At 73.4% G+C, this 20,929-nt stretch carries 23 protein-coding genes; 9 read left to right on the top strand and 14 right to left on the bottom strand.

The annotated features are described in order from the left end of the window. The first annotated feature begins 28 nt into the window (after nt 1-28). Nucleotides 29-691 carry a TetR/AcrR family transcriptional regulator gene (locus AMK29_RS33325; RefSeq protein WP_073819809.1) on the top strand — a complete coding sequence of 221 codons (663 nt, stop codon included), beginning with the start codon at nt 29-31 and terminating at the stop codon, nt 689-691. 316 nt (nt 692-1,007) lie between these two features. On the opposite strand, the gene AMK29_RS33320 is transcribed toward AMK29_RS33325, so the two are convergent. The 4 genes from AMK29_RS33320 to AMK29_RS33305 all read right to left on the bottom strand — a co-directional run bounded on the left by AMK29_RS33320 (nt 1,008) and on the right by AMK29_RS33305 (nt 4,310). Further along, nucleotides 1,008-1,685 (bottom strand): TetR/AcrR family transcriptional regulator, encoded by a 678-nt coding sequence (locus tag AMK29_RS33320; RefSeq protein WP_073819808.1) that lies wholly within the window; start codon nt 1,683-1,685, stop codon nt 1,008-1,010. Nucleotides 1,686-1,906: 221 nt separating this feature from the next. After that, a complete protein-coding gene (locus tag AMK29_RS33315; RefSeq protein WP_073819807.1) occupies nt 1,907-2,812 on the bottom strand; it encodes a DMT family transporter in 906 nt (301 codons plus the stop codon). Nucleotides 2,813-2,912: 100 nt separating this feature from the next. Continuing rightward, nucleotides 2,913-3,608, bottom strand: coding sequence for an ArsR/SmtB family transcription factor (locus AMK29_RS33310; protein WP_073819806.1), 696 nt, complete (start codon nt 3,606-3,608; stop codon nt 2,913-2,915). An 18-nt stretch (nt 3,609-3,626) separates the two neighbouring features. Next, a complete protein-coding gene (locus AMK29_RS33305) occupies nt 3,627-4,310 on the bottom strand; it encodes a TetR/AcrR family transcriptional regulator (RefSeq protein WP_073819805.1) in 684 nt (227 codons plus the stop codon). Nucleotides 4,311-4,391: 81 nt separating this feature from the next. Here AMK29_RS33305 and AMK29_RS33300 point away from each other — a divergent pair, with 81 nt between their 5' ends. From AMK29_RS33300 to AMK29_RS33290, 3 genes are all read left to right on the top strand, one after another. Next, nucleotides 4,392-5,543 (top strand): acyl-CoA dehydrogenase family protein, encoded by a 1,152-nt coding sequence (locus AMK29_RS33300; RefSeq protein ID WP_073819804.1) that lies wholly within the window; start codon nt 4,392-4,394, stop codon nt 5,541-5,543. A gap of 75 nt (nt 5,544-5,618) precedes the next feature. Then, a complete protein-coding gene (locus AMK29_RS33295; protein WP_073819912.1) occupies nt 5,619-5,906 on the top strand; it encodes a YiaA/YiaB family inner membrane protein in 288 nt (95 codons plus the stop codon). Nucleotides 5,907-6,017: 111 nt separating this feature from the next. Continuing rightward, nucleotides 6,018-6,650, top strand: coding sequence for a TetR/AcrR family transcriptional regulator (locus AMK29_RS33290; RefSeq protein WP_073819803.1), 633 nt, complete (start codon nt 6,018-6,020; stop codon nt 6,648-6,650). On the opposite strand, the gene AMK29_RS33285 is transcribed toward AMK29_RS33290, so the two are convergent. Then, complete coding sequence (locus AMK29_RS33285; RefSeq protein WP_073819911.1) at nt 6,641-7,102, bottom strand: MaoC family dehydratase; 462 nt, start codon at nt 7,100-7,102, stop codon at nt 6,641-6,643. The genes AMK29_RS33290 and AMK29_RS33285 overlap by 10 nt on opposite strands. 126 nt (nt 7,103-7,228) lie before the next feature. Here AMK29_RS33285 and soxR point away from each other — a divergent pair, with 126 nt between their 5' ends. Then, nucleotides 7,229-7,714, top strand: coding sequence for a redox-sensitive transcriptional activator SoxR (gene soxR, locus AMK29_RS33280; protein ID WP_073819802.1), 486 nt, complete (start codon nt 7,229-7,231; stop codon nt 7,712-7,714). 26 nt (nt 7,715-7,740) lie between these two features. Here the strand turns inward: soxR and AMK29_RS33275 are convergent, their stop codons facing one another. The 3 genes from AMK29_RS33275 to AMK29_RS33265 all read right to left on the bottom strand — a co-directional run bounded on the left by AMK29_RS33275 (nt 7,741) and on the right by AMK29_RS33265 (nt 11,255). Next, nucleotides 7,741-8,355 (bottom strand): hypothetical protein, encoded by a 615-nt coding sequence (locus AMK29_RS33275; RefSeq protein ID WP_073819801.1) that lies wholly within the window; start codon nt 8,353-8,355, stop codon nt 7,741-7,743. A 160-nt stretch (nt 8,356-8,515) separates the two neighbouring features. Then, nucleotides 8,516-9,850, bottom strand: coding sequence for an erythromycin esterase family protein (locus AMK29_RS33270; protein ID WP_073819800.1), 1,335 nt, complete (start codon nt 9,848-9,850; stop codon nt 8,516-8,518). Between the two features lie 154 nt (nt 9,851-10,004). Next, nucleotides 10,005-11,255: an exo-beta-N-acetylmuramidase NamZ family protein gene (locus AMK29_RS33265; RefSeq protein WP_073819799.1), complete on the bottom strand. Its 1,251-nt coding sequence runs from the start codon at nt 11,253-11,255 to the stop codon at nt 10,005-10,007. Nucleotides 11,256-11,469: 214 nt separating this feature from the next. Between AMK29_RS33265 and AMK29_RS33260 the strand changes: the two genes are divergently transcribed. Then, on the top strand, nt 11,470-12,285 hold the full coding sequence (locus tag AMK29_RS33260) for an SDR family oxidoreductase (protein ID WP_073819910.1): 816 nt from the start codon (nt 11,470-11,472) through the stop codon (nt 12,283-12,285). 85 nt (nt 12,286-12,370) lie between these two features. Next, nucleotides 12,371-12,964, top strand: coding sequence for a TetR/AcrR family transcriptional regulator (locus AMK29_RS33255; protein WP_073819798.1), 594 nt, complete (start codon nt 12,371-12,373; stop codon nt 12,962-12,964). A gap of 57 nt (nt 12,965-13,021) precedes the next feature. On the opposite strand, the gene AMK29_RS33250 is transcribed toward AMK29_RS33255, so the two are convergent. Continuing rightward, nucleotides 13,022-14,254, bottom strand: a complete 1,233-nt coding sequence (locus tag AMK29_RS33250; protein WP_073819797.1) for an acyl-CoA dehydrogenase family protein — start codon at nt 14,252-14,254, stop codon at nt 13,022-13,024. A 6-nt stretch (nt 14,255-14,260) separates the two neighbouring features. Further along, a complete protein-coding gene (locus AMK29_RS33245) occupies nt 14,261-15,283 on the bottom strand; it encodes a phosphotransferase (protein WP_073819796.1) in 1,023 nt (340 codons plus the stop codon). A gap of 132 nt (nt 15,284-15,415) precedes the next feature. Here AMK29_RS33245 and AMK29_RS33240 point away from each other — a divergent pair, with 132 nt between their 5' ends. After that, on the top strand, nt 15,416-16,738 hold the full coding sequence (locus AMK29_RS33240; RefSeq protein ID WP_073819795.1) for an enolase C-terminal domain-like protein: 1,323 nt from the start codon (nt 15,416-15,418) through the stop codon (nt 16,736-16,738). A 79-nt stretch (nt 16,739-16,817) separates the two neighbouring features. Here the strand turns inward: AMK29_RS33240 and AMK29_RS33235 are convergent, their stop codons facing one another. The 4 genes from AMK29_RS33235 to AMK29_RS33220 all read right to left on the bottom strand — a co-directional run bounded on the left by AMK29_RS33235 (nt 16,818) and on the right by AMK29_RS33220 (nt 19,100). Continuing rightward, nucleotides 16,818-17,738 carry an MBL fold metallo-hydrolase gene (locus AMK29_RS33235; protein ID WP_073819794.1) on the bottom strand — a complete coding sequence of 307 codons (921 nt, stop codon included), beginning with the start codon at nt 17,736-17,738 and terminating at the stop codon, nt 16,818-16,820. A 70-nt stretch (nt 17,739-17,808) separates the two neighbouring features. Next, nucleotides 17,809-18,111, bottom strand: a complete 303-nt coding sequence (locus tag AMK29_RS33230) for a DUF202 domain-containing protein (RefSeq protein WP_311775894.1) — start codon at nt 18,109-18,111, stop codon at nt 17,809-17,811. Between the two features lie 35 nt (nt 18,112-18,146). Beyond that, entirely contained in the window at nt 18,147-18,542 is a 396-nt protein-coding gene (locus AMK29_RS33225) for a YidH family protein (protein WP_073819792.1), read from the bottom strand. 9 nt (nt 18,543-18,551) lie between these two features. Then, entirely contained in the window at nt 18,552-19,100 is a 549-nt protein-coding gene (locus tag AMK29_RS33220) for an NUDIX hydrolase (protein WP_073819791.1), read from the bottom strand. Between the two features lie 143 nt (nt 19,101-19,243). On the opposite strand from AMK29_RS33220, the gene AMK29_RS33215 reads away from it, so the two are divergent. Next, nucleotides 19,244-20,899: an FAD-binding dehydrogenase gene (locus AMK29_RS33215; protein ID WP_073819790.1), complete on the top strand. Its 1,656-nt coding sequence runs from the start codon at nt 19,244-19,246 to the stop codon at nt 20,897-20,899. The last annotated feature ends 30 nt before the right edge of the window (nt 20,900-20,929 follow it).

Raw genomic sequence — 20,929 nt, 5'->3', positions numbered from 1 at the left:
TTAGCTCCGAGGGAAGTAAGGTCGGTCCATGAGCGACGACGAGCAGCGCGGTCGTGGAGCCGCCTCCGTGCACCGGGTCGGCGGGCTCCTCGGTGATCTGCAGGCGGCCGACGAACAGCCGGTCGCCCCCCGCCGGCGCGCGGACGCGGAACGCAACCGCGCCCAGATCCTGTCCGCGGCCGAGCAGCTCTTCGCCGAGCAGGACCCGCGGTCGGTCACCATGGACCGGATCGCCAAGGCCGCGGGGGTGGGCCGCGCCACGCTGTACCGGAGCTTCCCCGATCCGTCGTCGGTCGCCGTCGCGCTGCTCGACGAGCACGAGCGCCGGCTCCAGGGGCAGCTCATCTACGGTCCGCCGCCGCTCGGCCCCGGCGCCCCCGCGGGGGAACGGCTCGCGGCGTTCTATCTGGCGATGCTCGACCTGCTCGAACGGCATCTGCCGCTGGCGCTGGGGGCGGAGACCGGCCCCGCGCGCTTCCGGACGGGCGCCTACGGCTTCTGGCGCGTCCATGTCCGCACGCTGCTCGTCGACCACGGTGTCCAGGACCCGGACCCGCTGATCGACATCGCGCTGGGCCCGCTGTCACCCGAGCTCTTCCAGTTCCAGCGGCACGAACTCGGTCTGTCGACCGAGCGCATCGGCCGGTCCCTCGCGCTCTTCGCCCGCCAGCTGCTGCGGTCCGGGGAGTGAGCCGCGCCCGTCCCGGCCCCTCGGGCCGCCCGGGCCCGGCCGGCGTCGAGGGCGGCGGGGGGCCGGTCTCCGGAGCGGCTGCGGAACGGACGCGCGGAGCGACCGCGGGCGGGCCTCGGGGCTGGCTGCGAGCGGGCTTCCGGAGCGGTGGCTTCGGTTCGGCCTCCGGGGTGGCGGCCTCGGCTCTGCCTCCGGGGCGGCGACTTCGGCTCTGCCTCCACAGCGACGGCCTCGGCTCTGCCTCCGGGGCGGCTGCTTCGGCTCGGCCTCCACAGCGGCTGCTCGGCTCTGCCTCCGGGGCGGCCGGGGCCGGCCTCTAGGGCGACTGCGACCCGGCGGCCGGGTGGACCAGGCCGGGGAGGATCAACTGCCAGATGCGGCTGAGCCGTTGCTCGGCCGGGCCGTGCAGGGCGCCGCTCTCGGCCGCCCTGGGGCCCTCGTCGGAGGGCCAGCTCTCGTGCGCCGGAGCGCTCGGCGAGCGCATCTCCAGCTCGACCCCGGTGATCACGTAGCCGATCAGCGCCGCGACGGCCGTCGCGTCCACGCCGGGCCGCAGGGCCTTCTCGGCCGCGGCGAAGCGGGCCAGGCGTGCCACCTCGCACCGCCAGGGACAGTCGCCGGATAAGCCGGGGTCGGTCAACTGCAGCTCCCGGGCGAGGCGTTCGCCGGCCCGTGCCGTGGGGTCGGTCTCGAAGAGCCGGATCAGCGCGTGCGTGGTGATCACCAGCTTGTCGATCGCGGTGCCGCCCACGCCCTCGGTGGACAGGCAGGCCGACTCGACCGTGATCCGTGTGACCGCGCGGGCCCGCCCGCGGACCGCCGTCGCCAGGTCCGCCTTCGTCGCGAAGTGGAAGACCAGCGCCCCGGTGGTGACCCGCGCCTCGGCGGCGATCCTCGCCAGGGAGGCCCGCTCGTAGCCGACTTCGTCGAACACCCGTGCGGCTGCCGACAGGACTTCCTGTCTCGTACGTTCCGCTCGCTGCTGAATCGCCATAGCTCCCCCGTCGGCTTGCAGAAAGGGCCGGACCGTTATGTTCCGGCCCATGCCTGTGACCGACTCGAAACTATCCGGCCGGGAGGCGGCGAAACGTGCCCTGCCGTCCCATGGGCCGAATCTGGGGCTTGACGGGCATCTCCCCTCCAGGTCGCGGACACCGACCCCTCGCCTCCGGTCCCCGAAGTGACCGGAACCGGAGGTATCCCCTGTCAGGTGGATCAAGCCGTTCCGGCGGCGGTCGAAGCACGGGACCGCGAGCGGGAAACAGCCACACCGGCCAGACACAGCGCGCCCCCGGCGAGGGTGAGCAATCCCGGGAGCTCACCCAGGAACACCCACGCCATCACCACGACCAGAGCGGGCACGGCGTAGGTCGTCGCCCCCATCCGTCCGGCGGTCGTACGCGCCAGTGCGTAGGCCCAGGTCGTGAACGCGAGCGCGGTCGGGAACACGCCCAGATAGACCATGTTCAGGGTCGCCGAGAGCGGGGCGCGGCCCGCCTCCTCGACCAGCTGCCCGGCGAACGGCAGGCAGGCAACCGCCCCCACCAGACACCCGAAGGTCGTCACCTGGAGCGCGCTGCCGTGTGCGAGGGCCGGCTTCTGGGCCACGACCCCGCCCGCGTACGCCATCGCCGCCAGGACGCAGAGCAGGACCCCCAGGACCGAGGCGTGTCCGCCGGAGGACGAGGCGGACATCGACAGGCCCACGGTCACCGCCCCCGCGAAGGACACCGCCATGCCCGCGAGCAGCCGGGGCGGCAGCGACTCCTTGAGGAACCGGGCGCCGAGCAGCGCGATCAGGATCGGTCCGATGTTCACCACCATCGCGGCCGTGCCCGCGTCGACCTCCTGCTCGCCCCAGTTGAGGACCACCATGTACACCCCGAACCAGAGCAGGCCCGAGACCACGATCCCCGGCCAGGCCGCCCGCGGCGGCAGCCCCTCGCGCCGGACCAGGAGGACGGCCCCGAGGACCAGGACCCCCGCGAGCAGCCGCCCGAGCGCGAGGGCGCCGGGGGAGTAGGCCGCCCCCGCGCTGCGGATGGAGACGAAGGCGGAGGCCCAGAGGACCACGGTGACACCGGCGGCGGCGAAGGCGAGCCGCGAGGATTGCTTCTGCATGGCCCGACCGTAGGGCGCGGACCCTTCGGCGCTCACCGCAATATCGCCGACCACGGTGTCAGCGTCGTTCCGTTCCGCCGGGCCGATGCTCCGACTCCGGTCAGCGCAGCTCCGCCGGAGCGATGCCCAGGCGCTCGTACAGCGCGCTCTCGCCCTCAGCGGTCACCTTCACGGCCCGCTCCGAACCGATCCGTACGCACCACCCGGCGTCCAGCGCGTGCCGGCACAGCGCGGCGCCCGCGACGCCCGCGAGGTGCGGCCTCCGCTCGGTCCAGTCGAGGCAGCCGCGCGCGACGGGCCGCCGGCCCCGGCGTACGAGAGGAGCGCCCAGCTCCTCGAACCAGGCCAGGCCCCGGTCCGTGAGCGCGAAACCGGTGTCCTGGCGCAGCAGCCCGCGCACGGTCATCGCCTCGGTGACGACGATGCCGAGCCGTCCGGCGAGGTGGTCGTAGCAGGTCCGCCCCCGCGCCATCGCCCGCCCGGCGCTCGCGGCACCCAGCGAGCGGGGCGGTGCGGCCACCGCCGGTTCGGACCGGGCGGCCAGGTCCTCGACGAGGTGCGCGATCCCCGGATCGGCGAGCCGTACGTACCGGTGGCGCCCCTGCCGTTCCTCCGCGAGCACCCCGCCGGAGACGAGCTTCCCGAGGTGCTCGCTCGTGGTGGACGGCGCCACGCCCGCGTGCCGGGCGAGTTCCCCGGCGGTCCAGGCGCGTCCGTCGAGCAGGGCGAGCAGGAAAGCGGCGCGGGTCTCGTCCGCGAGGAGTGCCGCGAGCGCGGCGAGGTCACTGGCTGCCATGCGTCCAGGCTCCCGCACTCACGCTTCGGTGGTGGCCGAACGGTCGGAGGAGCCCACGGGCCGCCGGTCCAGGGCCTCGTACTGGAGTCGCAGCCCGTCGAGCAGGGCCCGCAGGCCCGTGTCGAAGGCGCCCTCGTCGACCTTCTGCCGGTGCTCCGCGAGGAGGTGGGCCCGGCCGAGGTGGGGGTAGTCCGCCGGGTCGTAGGCCGAGGCGTCGTCGACGAAGCCGCGGGCGAAGGAGCCCAGCGCGGAGCCGGTGATGAAGTACCGCATGAGCGCGCCGATGGAGGTGGCCTGGGCCGGTGGCCAGCCCGCGCGGACCATCGCGCCGAAGACGGCGTCGGCGACGCGCAGACCGGCCGGGCGGCGGCCGGGGCCCTGGGCGAGGACCGGCACGATGTGCGGGTGGTCGGTCAGGGCGGCGCGGTAGGACACCGCCCAGTCCCGCAGCGCCGTCACCCAGTCGCGGCCGTCCGTCTCCGCGAACATCGACAGGTCGATCTTCGCGCTCACCGCGTCGGCGACGGCGTCGAGGATCTCGTCCTTGGTGCGGAAGTGGTTGTAGAGCGAGGGCCCGCTCACTCCGAGTTCGGCCGCGAGCCGGCGCGTGGAGAGCGCGCCGAGGCCCTCCGCGTCCACGAGGGCGCCCGCCGTCTCCACGATGCGGTCTCGGCTGAGCAGGGGCTTGCGCGGTCGGGCCATGGCGCACATAGTAGGCCCGCGGAGAAAAAACTAGCAGTGGTAATTAATGAGCCGGGCGGCGGCCCGAGTGAGGGGTGCACGGTGGATCTGGCGCTGAGCGAGGAGCAGGAGGCCGTACGGCGGCTCGCCGAGGACTTCGTCGCGCGCGAGGTGACCCCGCACGCCGTGGCGTGGGACCGCGCCGAGGAGGTCGACCGGGCGATCGTGAAGAAGCTCGGGGCCGTCGGCTTCCTCGGGCTCACGCTCCCGGAGGAGTACGGCGGTTCGGGCGGCGACCACCTCGCGTACTGCCTCGTCACCGAGGAGCTCGGACGCGGCGACTCCTCCGTGCGCGGCATCGTCTCGGTCTCCCTCGGCCTCGTCGCCAAGACGATCGCCTCCTGGGGCAGCGAGGAGCAGAAGCGGGCGTGGCTGCCCCGGCTCGCCTCCGGCGAGGCGCTCGGCTGCTTCGGCCTCACCGAGCCCGGCACCGGCTCCGACGCCGGGAACCTCGCCACCCGGGCCGTGCGGGACGGGGACGACTACGTCCTCGACGGCACCAAGATGTTCATCACCAACGGGACCTGGGCCGACGTCGTGCTGCTCTTCGCCCGCACCGGAGAGGCCCCCGGCCACAAGGGCGTCTCCGCCTTCCTCGTCCCCGCCGACACCCCCGGCCTCACCCGCCGCCCCGTCCACGGCAAGCTCGGTCTGCGCGGCCAGGCGACCGCCGAACTCGTCCTCGACGGCGTCCGCGTCCCGGCCGCCGCCCTGCTCGGCCCCGAGGGCAAGGGCTTCACCGTGGCCATGTCCGCCCTCGCCAAGGGGCGCATGTCGGTCGCCGCGGGCTGCGTCGGCATCGCGCAGGCCGCCCTCGACGCCGCCGTGCGCTACGCGGGGGAGCGCGAGCAGTTCGGCAAGCCCATCGCCTCCTACCAGCTCGTGCAGGAGCTGATCAGCGACATCGCCGTCGACGTGGACGCCGCCCGGCTGCTCACCTGGCGGGTCGCCGACCTCGTCGACCGCGGCCAGGACTTCGCGACCGCCGCCTCCAAGGCGAAGCTGTACGCCTCCGAGGCCGCCGTCCGCGCCGCGAACAACGCCCTCCAGGTCTTCGGCGGCTACGGCTACATCGACGAGTACCCGGTGGGCAAGCTGCTCCGCGACGCGCGCGTGATGACCCTGTACGAGGGCACGACCCAGATCCAGAAGCTCATCATCGGCCGGGCGCTGACGGGGGTGTCGGCCTTCTGACCGACGCACTCTGAGTACCTCGCTGAGTACGCGGACGGATGTGGCACCCGCCACATCCGTCCGATGCTGTCCGGCATGAGCGACACACCCGTCAAGCAGCAGAACACCGCCGCCTACTACGCGCAGGCCGTCCTCTCCTTCGGGATCGCCCTCGCGGCCGTGGCCATCGGGGTCTTCCAGTTGGAGGCGAGCGCCTGGGTGCGCGCCTTCCTCGCCGTCTCGGTCCTCTACCTCACGACCTCGGCCTTCACGCTCGCCAAGGTCGTCCGTGACCGCCAGGAGGCCGGGCAGATCGTCAGCCGGGTCGACCAGGCCCGGCTGGAGAAGCTCCTCGCCGAGCACGACCCCTTCCAGAAGCTCTGAGCCGCAGGGCCCTCGAGGCCCGGGCGATGATCTCCGCCCCGCCGCGCTCTAAGCGCTTGCTCACCCTCGTTGTATGGTGTTCGTCCTGACGGGGTCGAGAAGGAGTACGGGATGAGCGCGGCGGAGGAGACGCCCGGGGCCGAGGACATGCCCTGGGGCGAGGTCACGCCCGAGGCTGCCCGGCGGCTGCTGGTGGCCGCCGTCGAGGCGTTCGCCGAGCGGGGCTACCACGCCACCACGACCCGGGACATCGCGGGCCGCGCCGGGATGAGCCCGGCCGCGCTCTACATCCACTACAAGACCAAGGAAGAGCTGCTCCACCGGATCAGCCGGATCGGGCACGACAGGGCCCTGGAGATCCTGACGGCCGCGGCCGCGGCCGACGCCGACGGCACGGCCGCCGACCGCCTCGCCGACTCCGTCCGCTCCTTCGTCCGCTGGCACGCCGAGCGCCACACGACGGCCAGGGTCGTCCAGTACGAACTCGACGCCCTCGGCCCCGAGCACCGCGCCGAGATCGTGGAACTGCGCCGCCGGTCCGACGCGGTGGTGCGCCGCATCATCAACGAGGGCGTGGCGGCGGGCGAGTTCGACGTGCCCGACGTGGCCGGCACGACGGTCGCCGTGCTCTCCCTCTGCATCGACGTCTCGCGCTGGTTCAACACCCAGGGCCGCCGGACGCCCGACGAGGTCGGCGCGCTCTACGCCGACCTCGTGCTCAGGATGGTCGGCGCTCAGAAGTAGTAGCGGGAGACCGACTCGGCCACGCAGACCGGCTTGTCCGAGCCCTCGCGCTCCACCGTCACCGCCGCCGTCACCTGCACGCCGCCGCCCGCCTCCTCGACCTTCGTCAGGACGGCGGTGGCGCGCAGCCGCGAGCCGACCGGCACGGGAGCGGGGAAACGCACCTTCTCGGTGCCGTAGTTGATGCCCATCTTCATGCCCTCGACCTGCAGGACCTGCGGGACGAAGACCGGCAGCAGCGACAGGGTCAGATAGCCGTGGGCGATCGTCGTGCCGAACGGGCCGGCGGCGGCGCGCTCCGGGTCCACGTGGATCCACTGGTGGTCCCCGGTCGCCTCCGCGAAGAGGTCGATCCGCTTCTGGTCGACCTCCAGCCAGTCGCTGTGTCCCAGCTGCTCGCCGACCCCCGCGCGCAGCTCCTCGGCGGAGGTGAAGATCCTCGGCTCGGCCATGTTCTGTCCCTTCTGGTACGGCATACCCAACGGTCGGTATCTAAGCGCTTGCTCAGCATGTGGGGGTGAGGGGTGCGCTGTCAACGGCCGGAAGGTGCACGCGCCACGGACCAGTAGGGTCGCCTGGTGCCGCAGATTCCAGAGAAGATCCACGAACTCACCGTCGGCCAGCTCTCCGCCCGGAGCGGGGCGGCCGTCTCCGCCCTCCACTTCTACGAGGCGAAGGGGCTCATCAGCAGCCGCCGCACCGCCGGGAACCAGCGCCGCTACAGCCGTGACGCCCTGCGCCGGGTCGCCTTCGTCCGCGCCGCGCAGCGGGTCGGGATCCCCTTGGCGACCATCCGCGAGGCGCTCGCCCAGCTCCCCGAGGAGCGCACCCCCACCAACGACGACTGGGCGAAGCTCTCGGCCGCGTGGCGCACCGAGCTCGACGAGCGCATCACACAGCTGGGCCGGCTCCGCGACCACCTGACGGACTGCATCGGCTGCGGCTGTCTCTCGCTCGAGACCTGCGTCCTGTCCAACCCCGACGACGTCGTGGGTCAACGCATGGCCGGCTCCCGCCTGCTGCCGGTCCGCCGACCCGCCTCGGACGGCACCCCCGGCCCCTGAGGGCCGCCGTCACGAGGCCCGCCCGCTCACGCCGCCGAGGCCAGCGACCGGCTCCGCTCCCCGCGGGCACGGGCCAGCGCCCCCGAGGTGAGCACCGCGCGCGGCACGCCCACCCCGCAGTCCCCGCAGACCGGTCCGACTCCCGGCTCGTACGCGTCCCCCGGACCGGTCCACTCGATGCGCGGTCCCGCGCACACCGGGCACCTCTCGCCCGGCCCGCGCTCCAGCGCCCCGATCAGCCGCCGCAGCACCTCCGGCAGCGGGTCCGACGGATGCACCGCGGGATCGCCGCACCGGACCACTCCGTTGCCGCCCCAGACCCGGCGGTGCCAGTCGTCGAGCGCCCCGAGGCGGCGCAGGCCCTCCTGCTTCTCGCGCCGCCGCCGGGCGGCGAACTCCTCCTCGTACGCGAGCCATACGGCCCGCGCCTCCTCCAGCTCGTCGAGCGCGGCGATCAGCCGCCCGGGGTCCAGCTCCCGGTCCTCGGGTCCGAACCTGTGCCGACGGCACAGATGGTCCCACGTCGCCCGGTGCCCGTACGGCGCGAACCGCTCCAAGCACTTGCGCAGCGAGTACCTGCGCAGTGCCGTGTCGCACCCCGGATCGCGCACCTGTCTCGCGAGACTCCGGAAACCGGCCATCTCCCGCCACCTCCGTCGCTGGTCCTTCCGCGGTATCAGAGGGACGAACGAGCGCGCCGCGGTGTTCCATCGAAATGACGATGGCAGCCATCAGCGGGGCGGAAGAGGCCCCCGGTGCCCGGCGGAGTCCCTCCGTCCGCCGGGCCGGGCACGCCTCTGATCAGCGCAGTCGTGCCGCGGTGACCCGGGGGAAGTGGATGAGGAGGTCGTACGCCGTGGAGAGGCGGACCGGGGCGACATCGCCGGGCCACGGGTACGCGGTCCCGATGGCGCGGCTCGGCCGGTGCGTGCCCAGCCAGGCGCGCGCCGCCGGTGCCGTGTGCCGCAGATCCAGGTAGAAGGCGCCGGGCGCGACCCGGTCGAGGGTGTGGGCGTTGCTGTCCGGGCCGAGCGGTCCGACGGTGAAGGCCCGCAGCGGCTCGCCGGGGGCCTCGGTGTCGTGGGCGTTGAACGAGCCCTGCCCGAAGGAGGTGCCGACGCTCACGTAGTCCCGGCCGAGGGCGTCGCGGAGGAAGGCGCCCTGGAGCCGCGGGTACTGCTCCGGCCTCGTGGTCTCGTAGCCGACGTGCCCGTTGTGCGCGGAGAGCAGGATCCGGTCGCCGGTCTGCCGCTGCCACCACACGGTGTTCTCCGCCATGACCCGGTCCCGGTGGAGCATCGCCGCGGCGACCCCCTCCTCCGACAGGAAGTCGTGCGCGTACTCGGTGCCGACCTGGGCGATGGCCCGCGCGTGCTGCACGGCCCACGCGGCGGCCTCACGCGCGCGTGCGTCATCGCCGGGGCGCTGGCGCTCGAGCAGGGCGAGGGCGGCGTTCACCTCGGCGGCCATCCGCTGCCGTTCGGGCCGCGGCCTGGTCAGGTACCCCCTCATCCACGCCTCCACAGGGCCCGTGGGGCGCGAGGCCCGGTACAGCTCACGGAAGCGGGGGAGGAGCGCCGGGTGGACGCGGGCCACGTACGAGGTGACCTCGTCGAAGACGTTCCCGCCCGCGTAGCCGAGGTCGTTGCCCATGAAGCGGACCTGGTGCCCGGGGTGGAGCTGGTTGTGCCGCCGCATCCAGCGGAAGAGGTCGAGGTACTCCTCGGTGTTCCAGAGGCGGTACGACTCCTGGAACTCGTCCCGCATGATCTTCCGGATGTCGCCGCGGCCGGTACGGACCCACTCGTCGACGAGCAGTCCGGTGGACCAGTTGGCCTCCAGGGCGAAGGTGGTGAAGCCCCGCCGCTCCACCAGGTGCTCGAAGATCCGGTGCTTGGCGGTGAAGAAATCGGCCGAGCTGTGGGTGGCCTCGCCGATCCCGACGACCTTGGCCGGGCCGATCATCCGGTCGAGCGGGCGCAGGTCGGTCAGGGGCTGTGCCGTGCGGGCGAGTTCGCGTGCCGGGTCGGGCGTGGCCGGGCCGGTGGCGGCACCGGCGGCGGGCGCGAGGCTGCCGAGGCAGGCGGCGAGCAGAAGTCCGACGAGGGGCCAACGGCGGCGTAACGAGAGGTTCATGGGACCAGCGTGGTCGGCGGGACGCTGGCGGAACATCCCGCCCGCACCCGTGCCGACCGGGGGACAGCCCCAGGCGCCTCGCCGCACCCCGCGGTCCGGAGGCGGCCCGTGGTGGCCCCCGGCACCCGGGGACAGCCCCGTCCGGCCCGCCGCCTCAGCGGTAGAGCAGGTACTCCTTCCGCACCGCCCGGAACGCCGTCAGGTCCGTCTGCCACGCCCCCACGGTCTCGTCGACGCCCGCGCCGGCGTCGATCAGCGTCCGTACGCGGGTCGAACCGGTCAGCTTGTCGATCCAGTGGTCCGCCCGCCAGGCGAAGCCGGACCAGGAGTTCCGGGCGGTGACCAGGAGTCCGATCCCGGTCCGTACCGGGTCGAAGGACTCCCGGTCGTGGACGTGCACCTGCACCCCGCCCACCGTCTTCCCCTGGAACTTGGAGAACGTCGGCGCGAAGTACGCCTCCCGGAACCGGACCCCGGGCAGGCCGAGCGCGTTGGCCGCCTCCGCCCACCGCCGGTCGATCCCCTCGGCGCCGAGGAGCTCGAACGGGCGGGTGGTGCCCCTGCCCTCGGACAGGTTGGTGCCCTCGAAGAGACAGGTGCCGGAGTACACGAGCGCGGTGTCCGGCGTCGGCATGTTCGGGCTGGGCGGCACCCAGGGCAGCCCGGTCGCGTCGAAGAAGTCCGTCCGCCGCCACCCCGTCATCCGCACCGTCTCCAGGGCGACGGGCGAGGTCAGGAACTCGCCGTTGAAGAGCCGGGCCAGCTCGGCCACCGTCATGCCGTGCGCCTGCGCGATCGGCTCACGTCCGACGAACGTGGCGAACGCCCGGTCCAGGACGGGACCGAGCGCCGCCCGCCCGGTGACCGGGTTCGGCCGGTCCAGGACCACGAACCGCTTGCCGGCGAGCGCCGCGGCCGCCATGCAGTCGTACAGCGTCCAGATGTAGGTGTAGAAGCGGGCGCCCACGTCCTGGATGTCGAAGACGACGGTGTCCACGCCGGAGGCGGTGAAGACGTCCGCGAGCGGCTGTCCGCTCTTCAGGTACGTGTCGTAGACGGGCAGCCCGGTCGCCGGGTCGTCGTACCGCCCCTCGGAGCCCCCCGCCTGGGCCGTACCGCGGAAACCGTGCTCGGGGCCGAAGACGGCGGCCAGATCCACGCGCGCGTCGGCGTGCATCACGTCCACGATGTGCCGGGCGTCTCGGGTGACGCCCGTCGGATTGGTGACGACGCCGACCCGTTCGCCGGCGAGGAGGGCGTAGCCGTCGGCCGCGAGCCGCTCGAACCCGGTCCGGACCCGGCGCCGCTCCGACTCCTCCCCGGCCGCCGAGGCGGGGGGCGCGGCGGCCGCCACCGCCCCGAGCGCGCCTCCGGCGGCCAGCAGACTCCGTCGCGACAGGCTCATGCGGAAACCTCCTCGATCGCCGTCCCCGGGCCGGGGCACGTGACATGGGCACGCACGCTAGCGCTCCCGACCTCCCCGGGGAACGAGGCGTGCGGGACGCGTCCGCCACGGCTGCTCCGTCACCCCCGCCCGGTCCCTTCCCTCCCGACATACCGACCGGTTAGTCTGCCGATCGGCAGTGACAGGTCGTCGTCGCGGAGAGGTGGACCACGCCATGGGAGCGGGTACGAGCGGGAGCACGGGCGCGGACGTCGTCCGGGGCGCCGGGGTCGTCGTCACGGGAGCGGGCGGGGGCATCGGCGCCGCCCTCGCCCGCCGGTTCGCCGCCGAGGGGGCCCGGGTCGTCGTCAACGACCTCGACCCCGTCCGCACGAAGGCCGTCGCCGAGGAGATCGGCGCCCTCGCCGTCCCCGGTGACGCCTCCGCCGTCGTCGACGAGGCCCGCGAGGCCCTCGGCGGGACCGTCGACATCTGGTGCGCCAACGCCGGTCTGTCCTCGCCCGGCGACGCCTTCGCCGACGAGGACGTGTGGGCCGCCGCCTGGGACGTCAACGTCATGGCGCACGTCCGCGCGGCCCGTGCTCTCCTCCCGGAGTGGCTGGAGCGCGGAAGCGGCCGGTTCGTCTCCACCGTCTCCGCCGCCGGACTGCTCACCATGATCGGCGCCGCGCCCTACAGCGTCTCCAAGCACGGCGCGTACGCCTTCGCCGAATGGCTCTCCCTGACCTACCGGCACCGCGGCCTCAAGGTGCACGCCATCTGCCCGCAGGGCGTCCGTACGGACATGCTCACCTCCGCCGGATCGGCCGGCGAGCTCGTCCTCGCCCCCACCGCCATCGAGCCCGAGGCCGTCGCCGACGCGCTGCTCGACGCCGTCGCGGCGGACCGCTTCCTCGTCCTGCCGCACCCCGAGGTCGCCGGCTACTACCGCAACCGGGCCACCGACCCCGAGCGCTGGCTCTCCACCATGAACCACCTCCAGCAGGCCTGGGAGACGGGCACCCGGCAGCCGGTGGACGGGCACCCGTAGGCGCCGGCCCCGGCGGATGGGAAGATCTACCGGCGGGAACACGTTCCGCATGACTGAAAACGATCACCACGGAAGGCGGCGGAGCATGGCCAGGACGACGGACGGGAGCGGCACCCCCGTCCCCCAGAGGCTCCTCGCCGCCGCCACCCGGCTCTTCGCCGAGCAGGGGTACGACCGGACCTCGGTCCAGGAGATCGTCGAGGCCGCCGGGGTCACCAAGGGCGCCCTCTACCACTACTTCGGCTCCAAGGAGGACCTCCTCCAGGAGGTCTACTCCCGTGTCCTGCGCCTCCAGCAGGAGCGCCTGGACGCGTTCGCGGACGCCGACGCGCCCATCGAGGACCGGCTGCGCGACGCGGCGGCCGACGTCGTCGTCACCACCATCGAGAACCTCGACGACGCCGCCATCTTCTTCCGCTCCATGCACCACCTGAGCCCCGAGAAGAACAAGCAGGTCCGCTCCGAGCGGCGCCGCTACCACGAGCGGTTCCGGGCCCTGATCGAGGAGGGTCAGCAGGCCGGGGTGTTCTCGGCGGCGACCCCCGCCGACCTGGTCGTCGACTACCACTTCGGCTCCGTCCACCACCTCTCCACCTGGTACCGCCCGGACGGCCCGCTCACCCCCGAGCAGGTCGCCGGCCACCTCGCCGACCTCCTGCTCCGGGCGCTCCGCCCCTGAGCCCGTACGACGGAGGGGCCCACGACCGACCGGTCGTGGGCCCCTCCGCCGTGACGGCTACAGGTACTGCTTCAGCTCCCGCCGCGCCAGCGACCGCTGGTGCACCTCGTCCGGCCCGTCCGCGAGCTTCAGCGTCCGCGCCGCCGCCCACAGTTCGGCCAGCGGGAAGTCCTGCGACACCCCGCCCGCCCCGTGCGCCTGCACGGCCTTGTCGATGATGTCGACCACCGCGCGCGGGGTCGCGATCTTGATGGCCTGGATCTCGGTGTGCGCGCCGCGGTTGCCGACGGTGTCCATCAGCCAGGCCGTCTTGAGGACGAGGAGCCGCAGCTGCTCGATCGTCACCCGGGCGTCCGCGATCCAGTTCTGCACCACGCCCTGCTGGGCGAGCGTCTTGCCGAACGCGGTACGGGAGACCGCCCGGCGGCACATCAGCTCGACGGCCCGCTCGGCCATCCCGATGAGCCGCATGCAGTGGTGGATGCGGCCGGGGCCGAGCCGGGCCTGCGCGATGGCGAAGCCGCCGCCCTCCTCACCGATCAGGTTCGCGGCCGGCACCCGCGCCCCGTCGAAGATCACCTCGGCGTGGCCGCCGTGGGAGTGGTCCTCGTACCCGTACACCTGCATCGCGCGCCGCACCTCGACGCCCGGGGTGTCGCGCGGTACGAGGATCATCGACTGCTGGCGGCGGAGGTCCGGCCCGTCGGGGTCGGTCTTGCCCATGACGATGAAGATCTTGCAGTCGGGGTTCATGGCCCCGGAGATGTACCACTTGCGGCCGTCGACGACGTACGAGTCGCCGTCGCGCCGGATCCGGGTCTCGATGTTCGTCGCGTCGGACGAGGCCACCTCGGGCTCGGTCATCGCGAACGCCGAGCGGATCTCGCCCGCGAGGAGCGGCTCCAGCCACTGCTTCTTCTGCGCCTCGTCGCCGAACTGGGCGAGCAGTTCCATGTTCCCGGTGTCCGGGGCGGCGCAGTTGAGGGCGGTCGGCGCCAGGTGCGGGCTGCGGCCGGTGATCTCGGCGAGCGGCGCGTACTGGAGGTTGGTCAGCCCCGCCCCGTACCCGGCGCCGGTGGAGCCGTGCTGGTCCACGAAGAAGAGGTTCCAGAGGCCCTGCCGCCTGGCCTCGGCCTTCAGCTCCTCGACGACGGCCGGGGTGTCCCAGGGCGAGGCGAGCGCGGCGCGCTGAGCCTCCGCGGTCTCCTCGGTCGGGTACACATGCGCGTCCATGAAGGCGAGGAGCCTGGCGCGGAGCTCCTCGGTGCGGGCGTCGTAGGCGAAGTCCATGGTGGTTCAGCCCTCCTGAAGGGTGGTCAGGCCGTGCTCGATGAAGACGGGGACGAGGTCGCCGATGCGGTCGAAGCCCGCGCCGACGGTCTGCCCGAGGGTCCAGCGGTAGTGGATGCCCTCCAGGATCACGGCGAGCTTGAACCAGGCGAAGGCGGTGTACCAGGCGAGCGCGGAGGTGTCGCGGCCCGAGCGGGCCGCGTACCGCTCGACCAGCTCGGCGGCGCTCGGGTGGCCGGGGGCCGTGGCGGTCGTGGACACGGGGGAGTCCGGCAGGTCGAGCGGCGTGCTGTACATGACGAGCAGGCCGAGGTCGGTGAGCGGGTCGCCGAGCGTCGACATCTCCCAGTCGAGGACGGCCCGGATGCGGTCGTCACCGTCGATGAGCACGTTGTCGAGCCGGTAGTCGCCGTGGATCACCGTGGGCGCGGGAGACGCCGGGAGCGAGCGGCCGAGGGCGGCGTGCAGCTCGTCGATCCCGTCCAGTTCGCGGCCGCGCGAGGCGTCGAGCTGCTTGCCCCAGCGGCGCAGCTGCCGGTCCAGGAAGCCCTCGGGGCGCCCGAAGTCGCCGAGCCCGACGGCGGCCGGGTCCACGGCGTGCAGGTCGACGAGGGTGTCGACCAGGCCGAGGACGGCCGCGCGGGTGCGCTCGGGACCGAGCGGGGCGAGTTCACGGGCCGAGCGGTAGGGCGTGCCCTCGACGAACTCCATGACGTAGAAGGGCGCCCCGAGCACGGAGTCGTCCTCGCAGAGCAGCAGTGTCTCCGGGACGGGGACGGCCGTGGTGTGCAGGGCGCTGATGACGCGGTGCTCGCGCCGCATGTCATGGGCGGTGGCGAGGACGTGGCCGAGCGGCGGCCGGCGGACGACCCAGCGCCCGGTGCCGTCGGTCACCACGTACGTCAGGTTCGACCGGCCGCCCTCGATCAGCCGGGCTTCGAGGGGGCCGGACACCAGGCCGGGGCGCTCGCGGTCGAGGAAGCGGCGCAGCTGCTCGGGGTCGAGGCCAGGCGGCGGGGCGGAACTCATGCGTACGTACCTCCGGATCGGCTTCGGTCGGCGTTCATGATGACCGACCAGTCGGTATGTCGTCCAGAGGGGCGCGGGGAAAGCGTCTCCGTGCTCTGGCCTCCAGGTCGTGTCCATGAATAGAGTTCACATATGGATGCGAAGCTGATCGTCGACGAAGTCCGGCTGACCCCGATCCTCATCTCCGACCCGCCTCTCCTCAACGTCCAGGGAGTCCACCAGCCCTCCACCCCCCGGCTGGTGGTCGAGGTGATCACCCGCGGAGGCGTCAGCGGCCTGGGGGAGACCTACGGCGACGGCGTCTACCTGGACCTCGCCCGGCCGCTGGCCGAAGCGCTGCCCGGACACCCGGTCACGGACGTGAACGCACTCTTCACCCTGGCCACGGCGACCGACCCGACGCCCGCGACCGGCGCCACCTCGGCGACCGCCCCGGCCCTCGGCGCTGAGGAGCCGGACGCCGGCGTCTCCGCCGCCGGGCTGCGCGGGGTCAGGACCGCGGAGAAGCTCCGCCTCTCCGTCGTCTCCGCCTTCGAGACCGCCTGCCTCGACGCGCTCGGCAAGACCCTTGGCCTGCCCGTCCACGCCCTCCTCGGCGGCAAGGTCCGCGACACCGTCGAGTACAGCGCCTATCTCTTCTACCGCTGGGCCGCGCACCCGGGCGCGGAGGCGGCGGACGACTGGGGCCCCGCCCTCGACCCCGCCGGGATCGTCGCGCAGGCCCGCCGCTTCGACCGCCTCCACGGGTTCCGGTCCTTCAAGCTCAAGGGCGGTGTGTTCGAGCCCGAGCGGGAGATCGCCGCGATCCGCGCGCTGGCCGAGGCGTTCCCCGGCCGGCCCCTCCGGCTCGACCCCAACGGCGCCTGGTCCGTGGAGACCTCACTGGCCGTGGCACGCGAACTCGACGGCGTCCTCGAATACCTGGAGGACCCCGCGAGCGGCACCGGCGCCATGGCCGAGATCGCCGCCCGCACCGACGTGCCGCTCGCGACCAACATGTGCGTGACCACCTTCGAGGAGGTCCCGGAGGCCTTCGCGAAGGGGGCGGTACGGATCGTCCTCTGCGACCACCACTACTGGGGCGGCCTCGGGCGCACCCGCGAACTGGCCGCGCTCTGTCGGACGTACGGCGTCGGGCTCTCCATGCACTCCAACACCCACCTGGGCATCAGCCTCGCCGCCATGACCCAGGTCGCCGCGACCCTGCCCGAACTCCACCACGCCTGCGACACCCACTACCCGTGGCAGACCGAGGACGTCGTCACCACCCGCCCCGTCTTCCGGGACGGACGGCTCGCCGTCTCCGACGCCCCCGGCCTCGGCGTCGACCTCGACCGCCCCGCGCTCGCCTCCCTGCACCGCCGGTGGCTCGACGACGACGGCACCCTGCGGGACCGGGACGACGCGGCGGCGATGCGGCGCGCGGATCCCGCCTGGCGACCGAGCACCTGGTAGCCCCCCTCCGGCGGGACGGGACGGGGGCACCGGGGACGGCGCCCCCACACCCCACACCCCGCACCCGCGCGTCCGAGCGCTACGCGTGGCAGGCCACCGGCACCCCGCCGTTCATCGCCGCCATGTCGCCGAACACCACCGCCGGGTCCAGCGCGTGGCCCTCCGGCAGGCCCTCCAGCTCCGCGTACGCCCGGTGCAGGTTCGCCACGAGCCGCTCGTTCTCCCGCCACGCGGCGAACTCGCCGAGCTCCGCCCGCCGCGCCGTCTCCAGCGGCGTCGCCCCCCTCGCGTACCCCTCGGCGGCCAGCTCCCGCACCCACAGCAGGTACCGCTCCGTGGCGTCGTACGCCGAGGGGTCGGTCACCCGCCCGTGCCCGGGGACCACCGTCGGCGCGTCGAGGGACCGCAGCAGCTCCAGCGCACGCAGCGAGCCGGTGAGCGACCCCATCGGCAGGAAGGGCGTCCCGCCGTGGAAGACGAGGTCACCGGTGAAGACCACACCCTGGTCGGGGAGGTGCACGATCGTGTCGCCGGTGGTGTGCGCGGGACCCGGGTGGAGCAGCCGCACCTCGACGTCCCCCACGTACAGCGTCAGCCGCTCGTGGTAGGTGACGGACGGCGGCAGGATGTCGACCTTCCCGAAGTCGGTACGCGGCCACAGCAGATGGAGCTGGTGCCCGGCCGCGAGCTGCTCCCGCCGGCAGTTCTCGTGCCCCACGATCCGCGCCTCCGGCAGGAACACGCCGTTGCCGTAGGTGTGGTCGCCGTGGTGGTGGGTGGAGACGACGGTCCCCGGCACCGGGAGTCCGTGGGCGAGCACCGCCTCGCGCAGCAGCCGCGCCCGCCGCTCGGTGGCGGCGGTGTCGACGAGCAGCGACTCGCGCGCGTCGCCGAGGAAACCGGCGTTGTTCAGGCACCAGCCGCCGTCGGGCTGGACGAAGGCATGGACCTTCGGAGCGAGCGCGACGACGTAGGGATCGGTGGGATCGGTGGCAGACACAGGAATTCCCCCGGTGGAGAGCCCGACTGGACAGGGGGAAGACTGCCAGTCGGCCCGCGCCGGGGGAAAGTCACGACCAGATCATCGCCGCCCCGAGGGCGGCGAGCGCGAGCGTGCACACCGCCGCGAGCAGCGCGCCCCGGTGCGAGAGGGACCGCGGCCTGGCCGCGCTCAGGGACCGGATCCGCCGGTGGGCCACGGCCAGGAAACCGATCCACACCAGCGCCGACAGCGCGAGCCCGGTCAGCCCCACCGCCGTGACGCCGTCGTGGACGGCCAGTTTGACGGCGAGGACGGCCACCACCGTGCACGACAGCGTCGTACGCCGCCACGCGAGCCGCGTCCGCTCGGGCTGGAGCCCGGGATCACGCACCTCACCCGCTCCGGCCCCCGGATCGCGGCCCTCCGTCACCGCCCCGCCCAGCCGAAGAGCACGACCAGCACCATCGCGAGCGCCACCAGCGCCACCACGAGGCTCAGCACCGCGGGGAACCGCGACCCGGGCAGGTCCTCACCGCGCCGCATCGCCCGCTCGCAGCGCACCCAGTGGTTCACCGCCCGCAGCGCGCACAGCACACCGGCCGCGAGCAGGGCGAGCGCGAGCCCGACCCGTACGCCCCAGCGCAGGTCCGGCAGGAACTGGTCCACGGCGAAGCCGCCGCCGACCAGGGCGAGCGCGGTCCGGATCCAGGCCAGGAAGGTCCGCTCGTTGGCGAGGGAGAAGCGGTAGTCGGGGGTCTCTCCCTCGTCCCGGATCCGCTGCGGGGCGAACCACAGCCGCAGGCTCTGTACGAAGTCGCTCACATGCGCACCCTAGCGGTCACCCGCTCGGCCGGTCCGGGGCCCGCCGCCCGCCTCCAGGGCCCGCAGCCGCTCGTACGCGGCGAGCCCGTCGGGCACCCACTCCCAGGTACCGAGCCGCTCGGCCAGCTCCCCGTCGCTGAGGAAGCCGTGCCAGGCGACCTCCTCCACCTGCGGGCGCACCGGGAGGTCGCAGCGGACCTCGTACACGGCCGACCACCACTTCCCGGCCACGCCCTCGGAGTCGTACAGGAAACGCAGCACCGGTTCGGGGCGGGGCAGGCCGGAGACCCCGAGCTCCTCCTCCGCCTCCCGCAGCGCGGCCTCGTCGTAGGACTCGCCCGCGCCGACGACCCCGCCGACGAACATGTCGTAGAGGGAGGGGAAGACGAGCTTGGTCGGGGTCCTGCGATGGACGAAGACCCGCCCCTCGGCGTCCCGGACCCGGATGAAGACACAGCGATGGATCAGCCCTCGCGCGTACACCTCACCGCGCGGGGCCTGCCCGATCACCCGGTCGTGCTCGTCGACGACGTCGAGAATCTCTTCAGCGGCGCTCATGGCCACATCCAAGCAAACGCGCCCGCGCATCCGGCCCGCCGGGACGCGACCGACCCCCGGACCGGCGGGCGCGGGAGAACCGGAGCGCGGTCGGAGCGGCGAAAAGGTTGACTCGATACATCCGTGTATCCAAGATGCGGTCCATGTCCTACGACGCTGATGTGATCGTGATCGGGGCCGGCCTCGCCGGCCTCGTCGCCACCGCCGAGCTGGTCGACGCCGGCCGCACCGTGATCCTGCTCGACCAGGAACCCGAACAGTCCCTCGGCGGCCAGGCCCACTGGTCCTTCGGCGGCCTCTTCCTCGTCGACTCGCCCGAGCAGCGCAGGATGCGCGTCAAGGACAGTCACGCCCTCGCCCTCCAGGACTGGTACGGCACCGCCGGCTTCGACCGGACCGAGGACCACTGGCCGAGGAAGTGGGCCGAGGCGTACGTCGACTTCGCCGCCGGCGAGAAGCGCTCCTGGCTCCACGCGCGCGGGGTGCGCTTCTTCCCCGTCGTCGGCTGGGCCGAGCGCGGCGGCTACGACGCCAACGGCCACGGCAACTCCGTACCCCGCTTCCACATCACCTGGGGTACGGGCCCCGGCCTCGTCGCCCCCTTCGAGCGCACGGTCCGCGAGGGCGTCGCCCGGGGCCTCGTCCAGCTCCGCTTCCGTCACCGGGTCACCGCCCTCGGCCGCACCGGGGGAGCCGTCGACACCGTCACCGGCGAGGTCCTGGAACCCTCCACCGCCGCCCGGGGCACCGCCAGCACCCGCACGCCCACCGGCACCTTCGAACTGCGCGCCCAGGCCGTCATCGTCACCTCCGGCGGCATCGGCGGCAACCACGACCTGGTCCGGGCGCAGTGGCCCGAGCGGCTCGGCACCCCGCCGGCCCGGATGCTCTCCGGAGTGCCCGCCCATGTCGACGGGCTGATGCTCGGCATCGCCGAGAAGGCGGGCGCCCGCCACATCAACCGCGACCGCATGTGGCACTACACCGAGGGCATCGAGAACTGGAACCCCATCTGGGCCCGGCACGGCATCCGCATCCTGCCCGGACCGTCCTCGCTCTGGCTGGACGCGACGGGCAGGCGACTGCCCGTCCCGCTGTTCCCCGGCTTCGACACCCTCGGCACCCTCGAACACATCACGCGGACCGGCCACGACCACACCTGGTTCGTCCTGGACCAGCGGATCATCGGCAAGGAGTTCGCCCTCTCGGGCTCGGAGCAGAACCCCGACCTGACCGGCAGGTCGGTCCGTGACGTCATCGGGCGGGCGCGGGCGGACGTGCCCGGCCCCGTGAAGGCCTTCATGGACAAGGGCGCCGACTTCGTCGTCGAGAACGACCTCTCGGCCCTGGTCCGGGGCATGAACCGGATCACCGGCGAGGACCTGATCGACGAGGCCGCCCTGCGCCGCGAGATCACCGCCCGCGACCGCGAGATCGCCAACCCCTTCACCAAGGACCTCCAGATCACGGCCATCCGGGGCGCCCGCAAGTACCTCGGCGACCGACTCATCCGCACGGCCGCCCCGCACCGCATCCTCGACCCCGCGGCGGGCCCGCTCATCGCCGTGCGGCTCAGCATCCTCACCCGCAAATCCCTCGGCGGGCTGGAGACCGACCTGGACTCCCGCGTCTTGACGGAGGGCGGCGAGCCGCTGGAGGGCGTGTACGCGGCGGGCGAGGCGGCGGGCTTCGGCGGCGGCGGAGTCCACGGCTACCGCTCCCTCGAAGGCACCTTCCTCGGCGGCTGCGTCTTCTCGGGCCGCGCGGCGGGCAGGGCGGCGGCCCGAGCGGTGGGCTGAGGGGGGCGGGGCGCCCGGGGCCCGGGCCGG

The sequence above is a fragment of the Streptomyces sp. CB02261 genome (assembly GCF_001905665.1).
Taxonomy (GTDB): domain Bacteria; phylum Actinomycetota; class Actinomycetes; order Streptomycetales; family Streptomycetaceae; genus Streptomyces.
The sequence above is the reverse complement of the archived record's forward strand: the minus strand, read 5'-3'. Positions and strand labels throughout refer to the sequence as shown.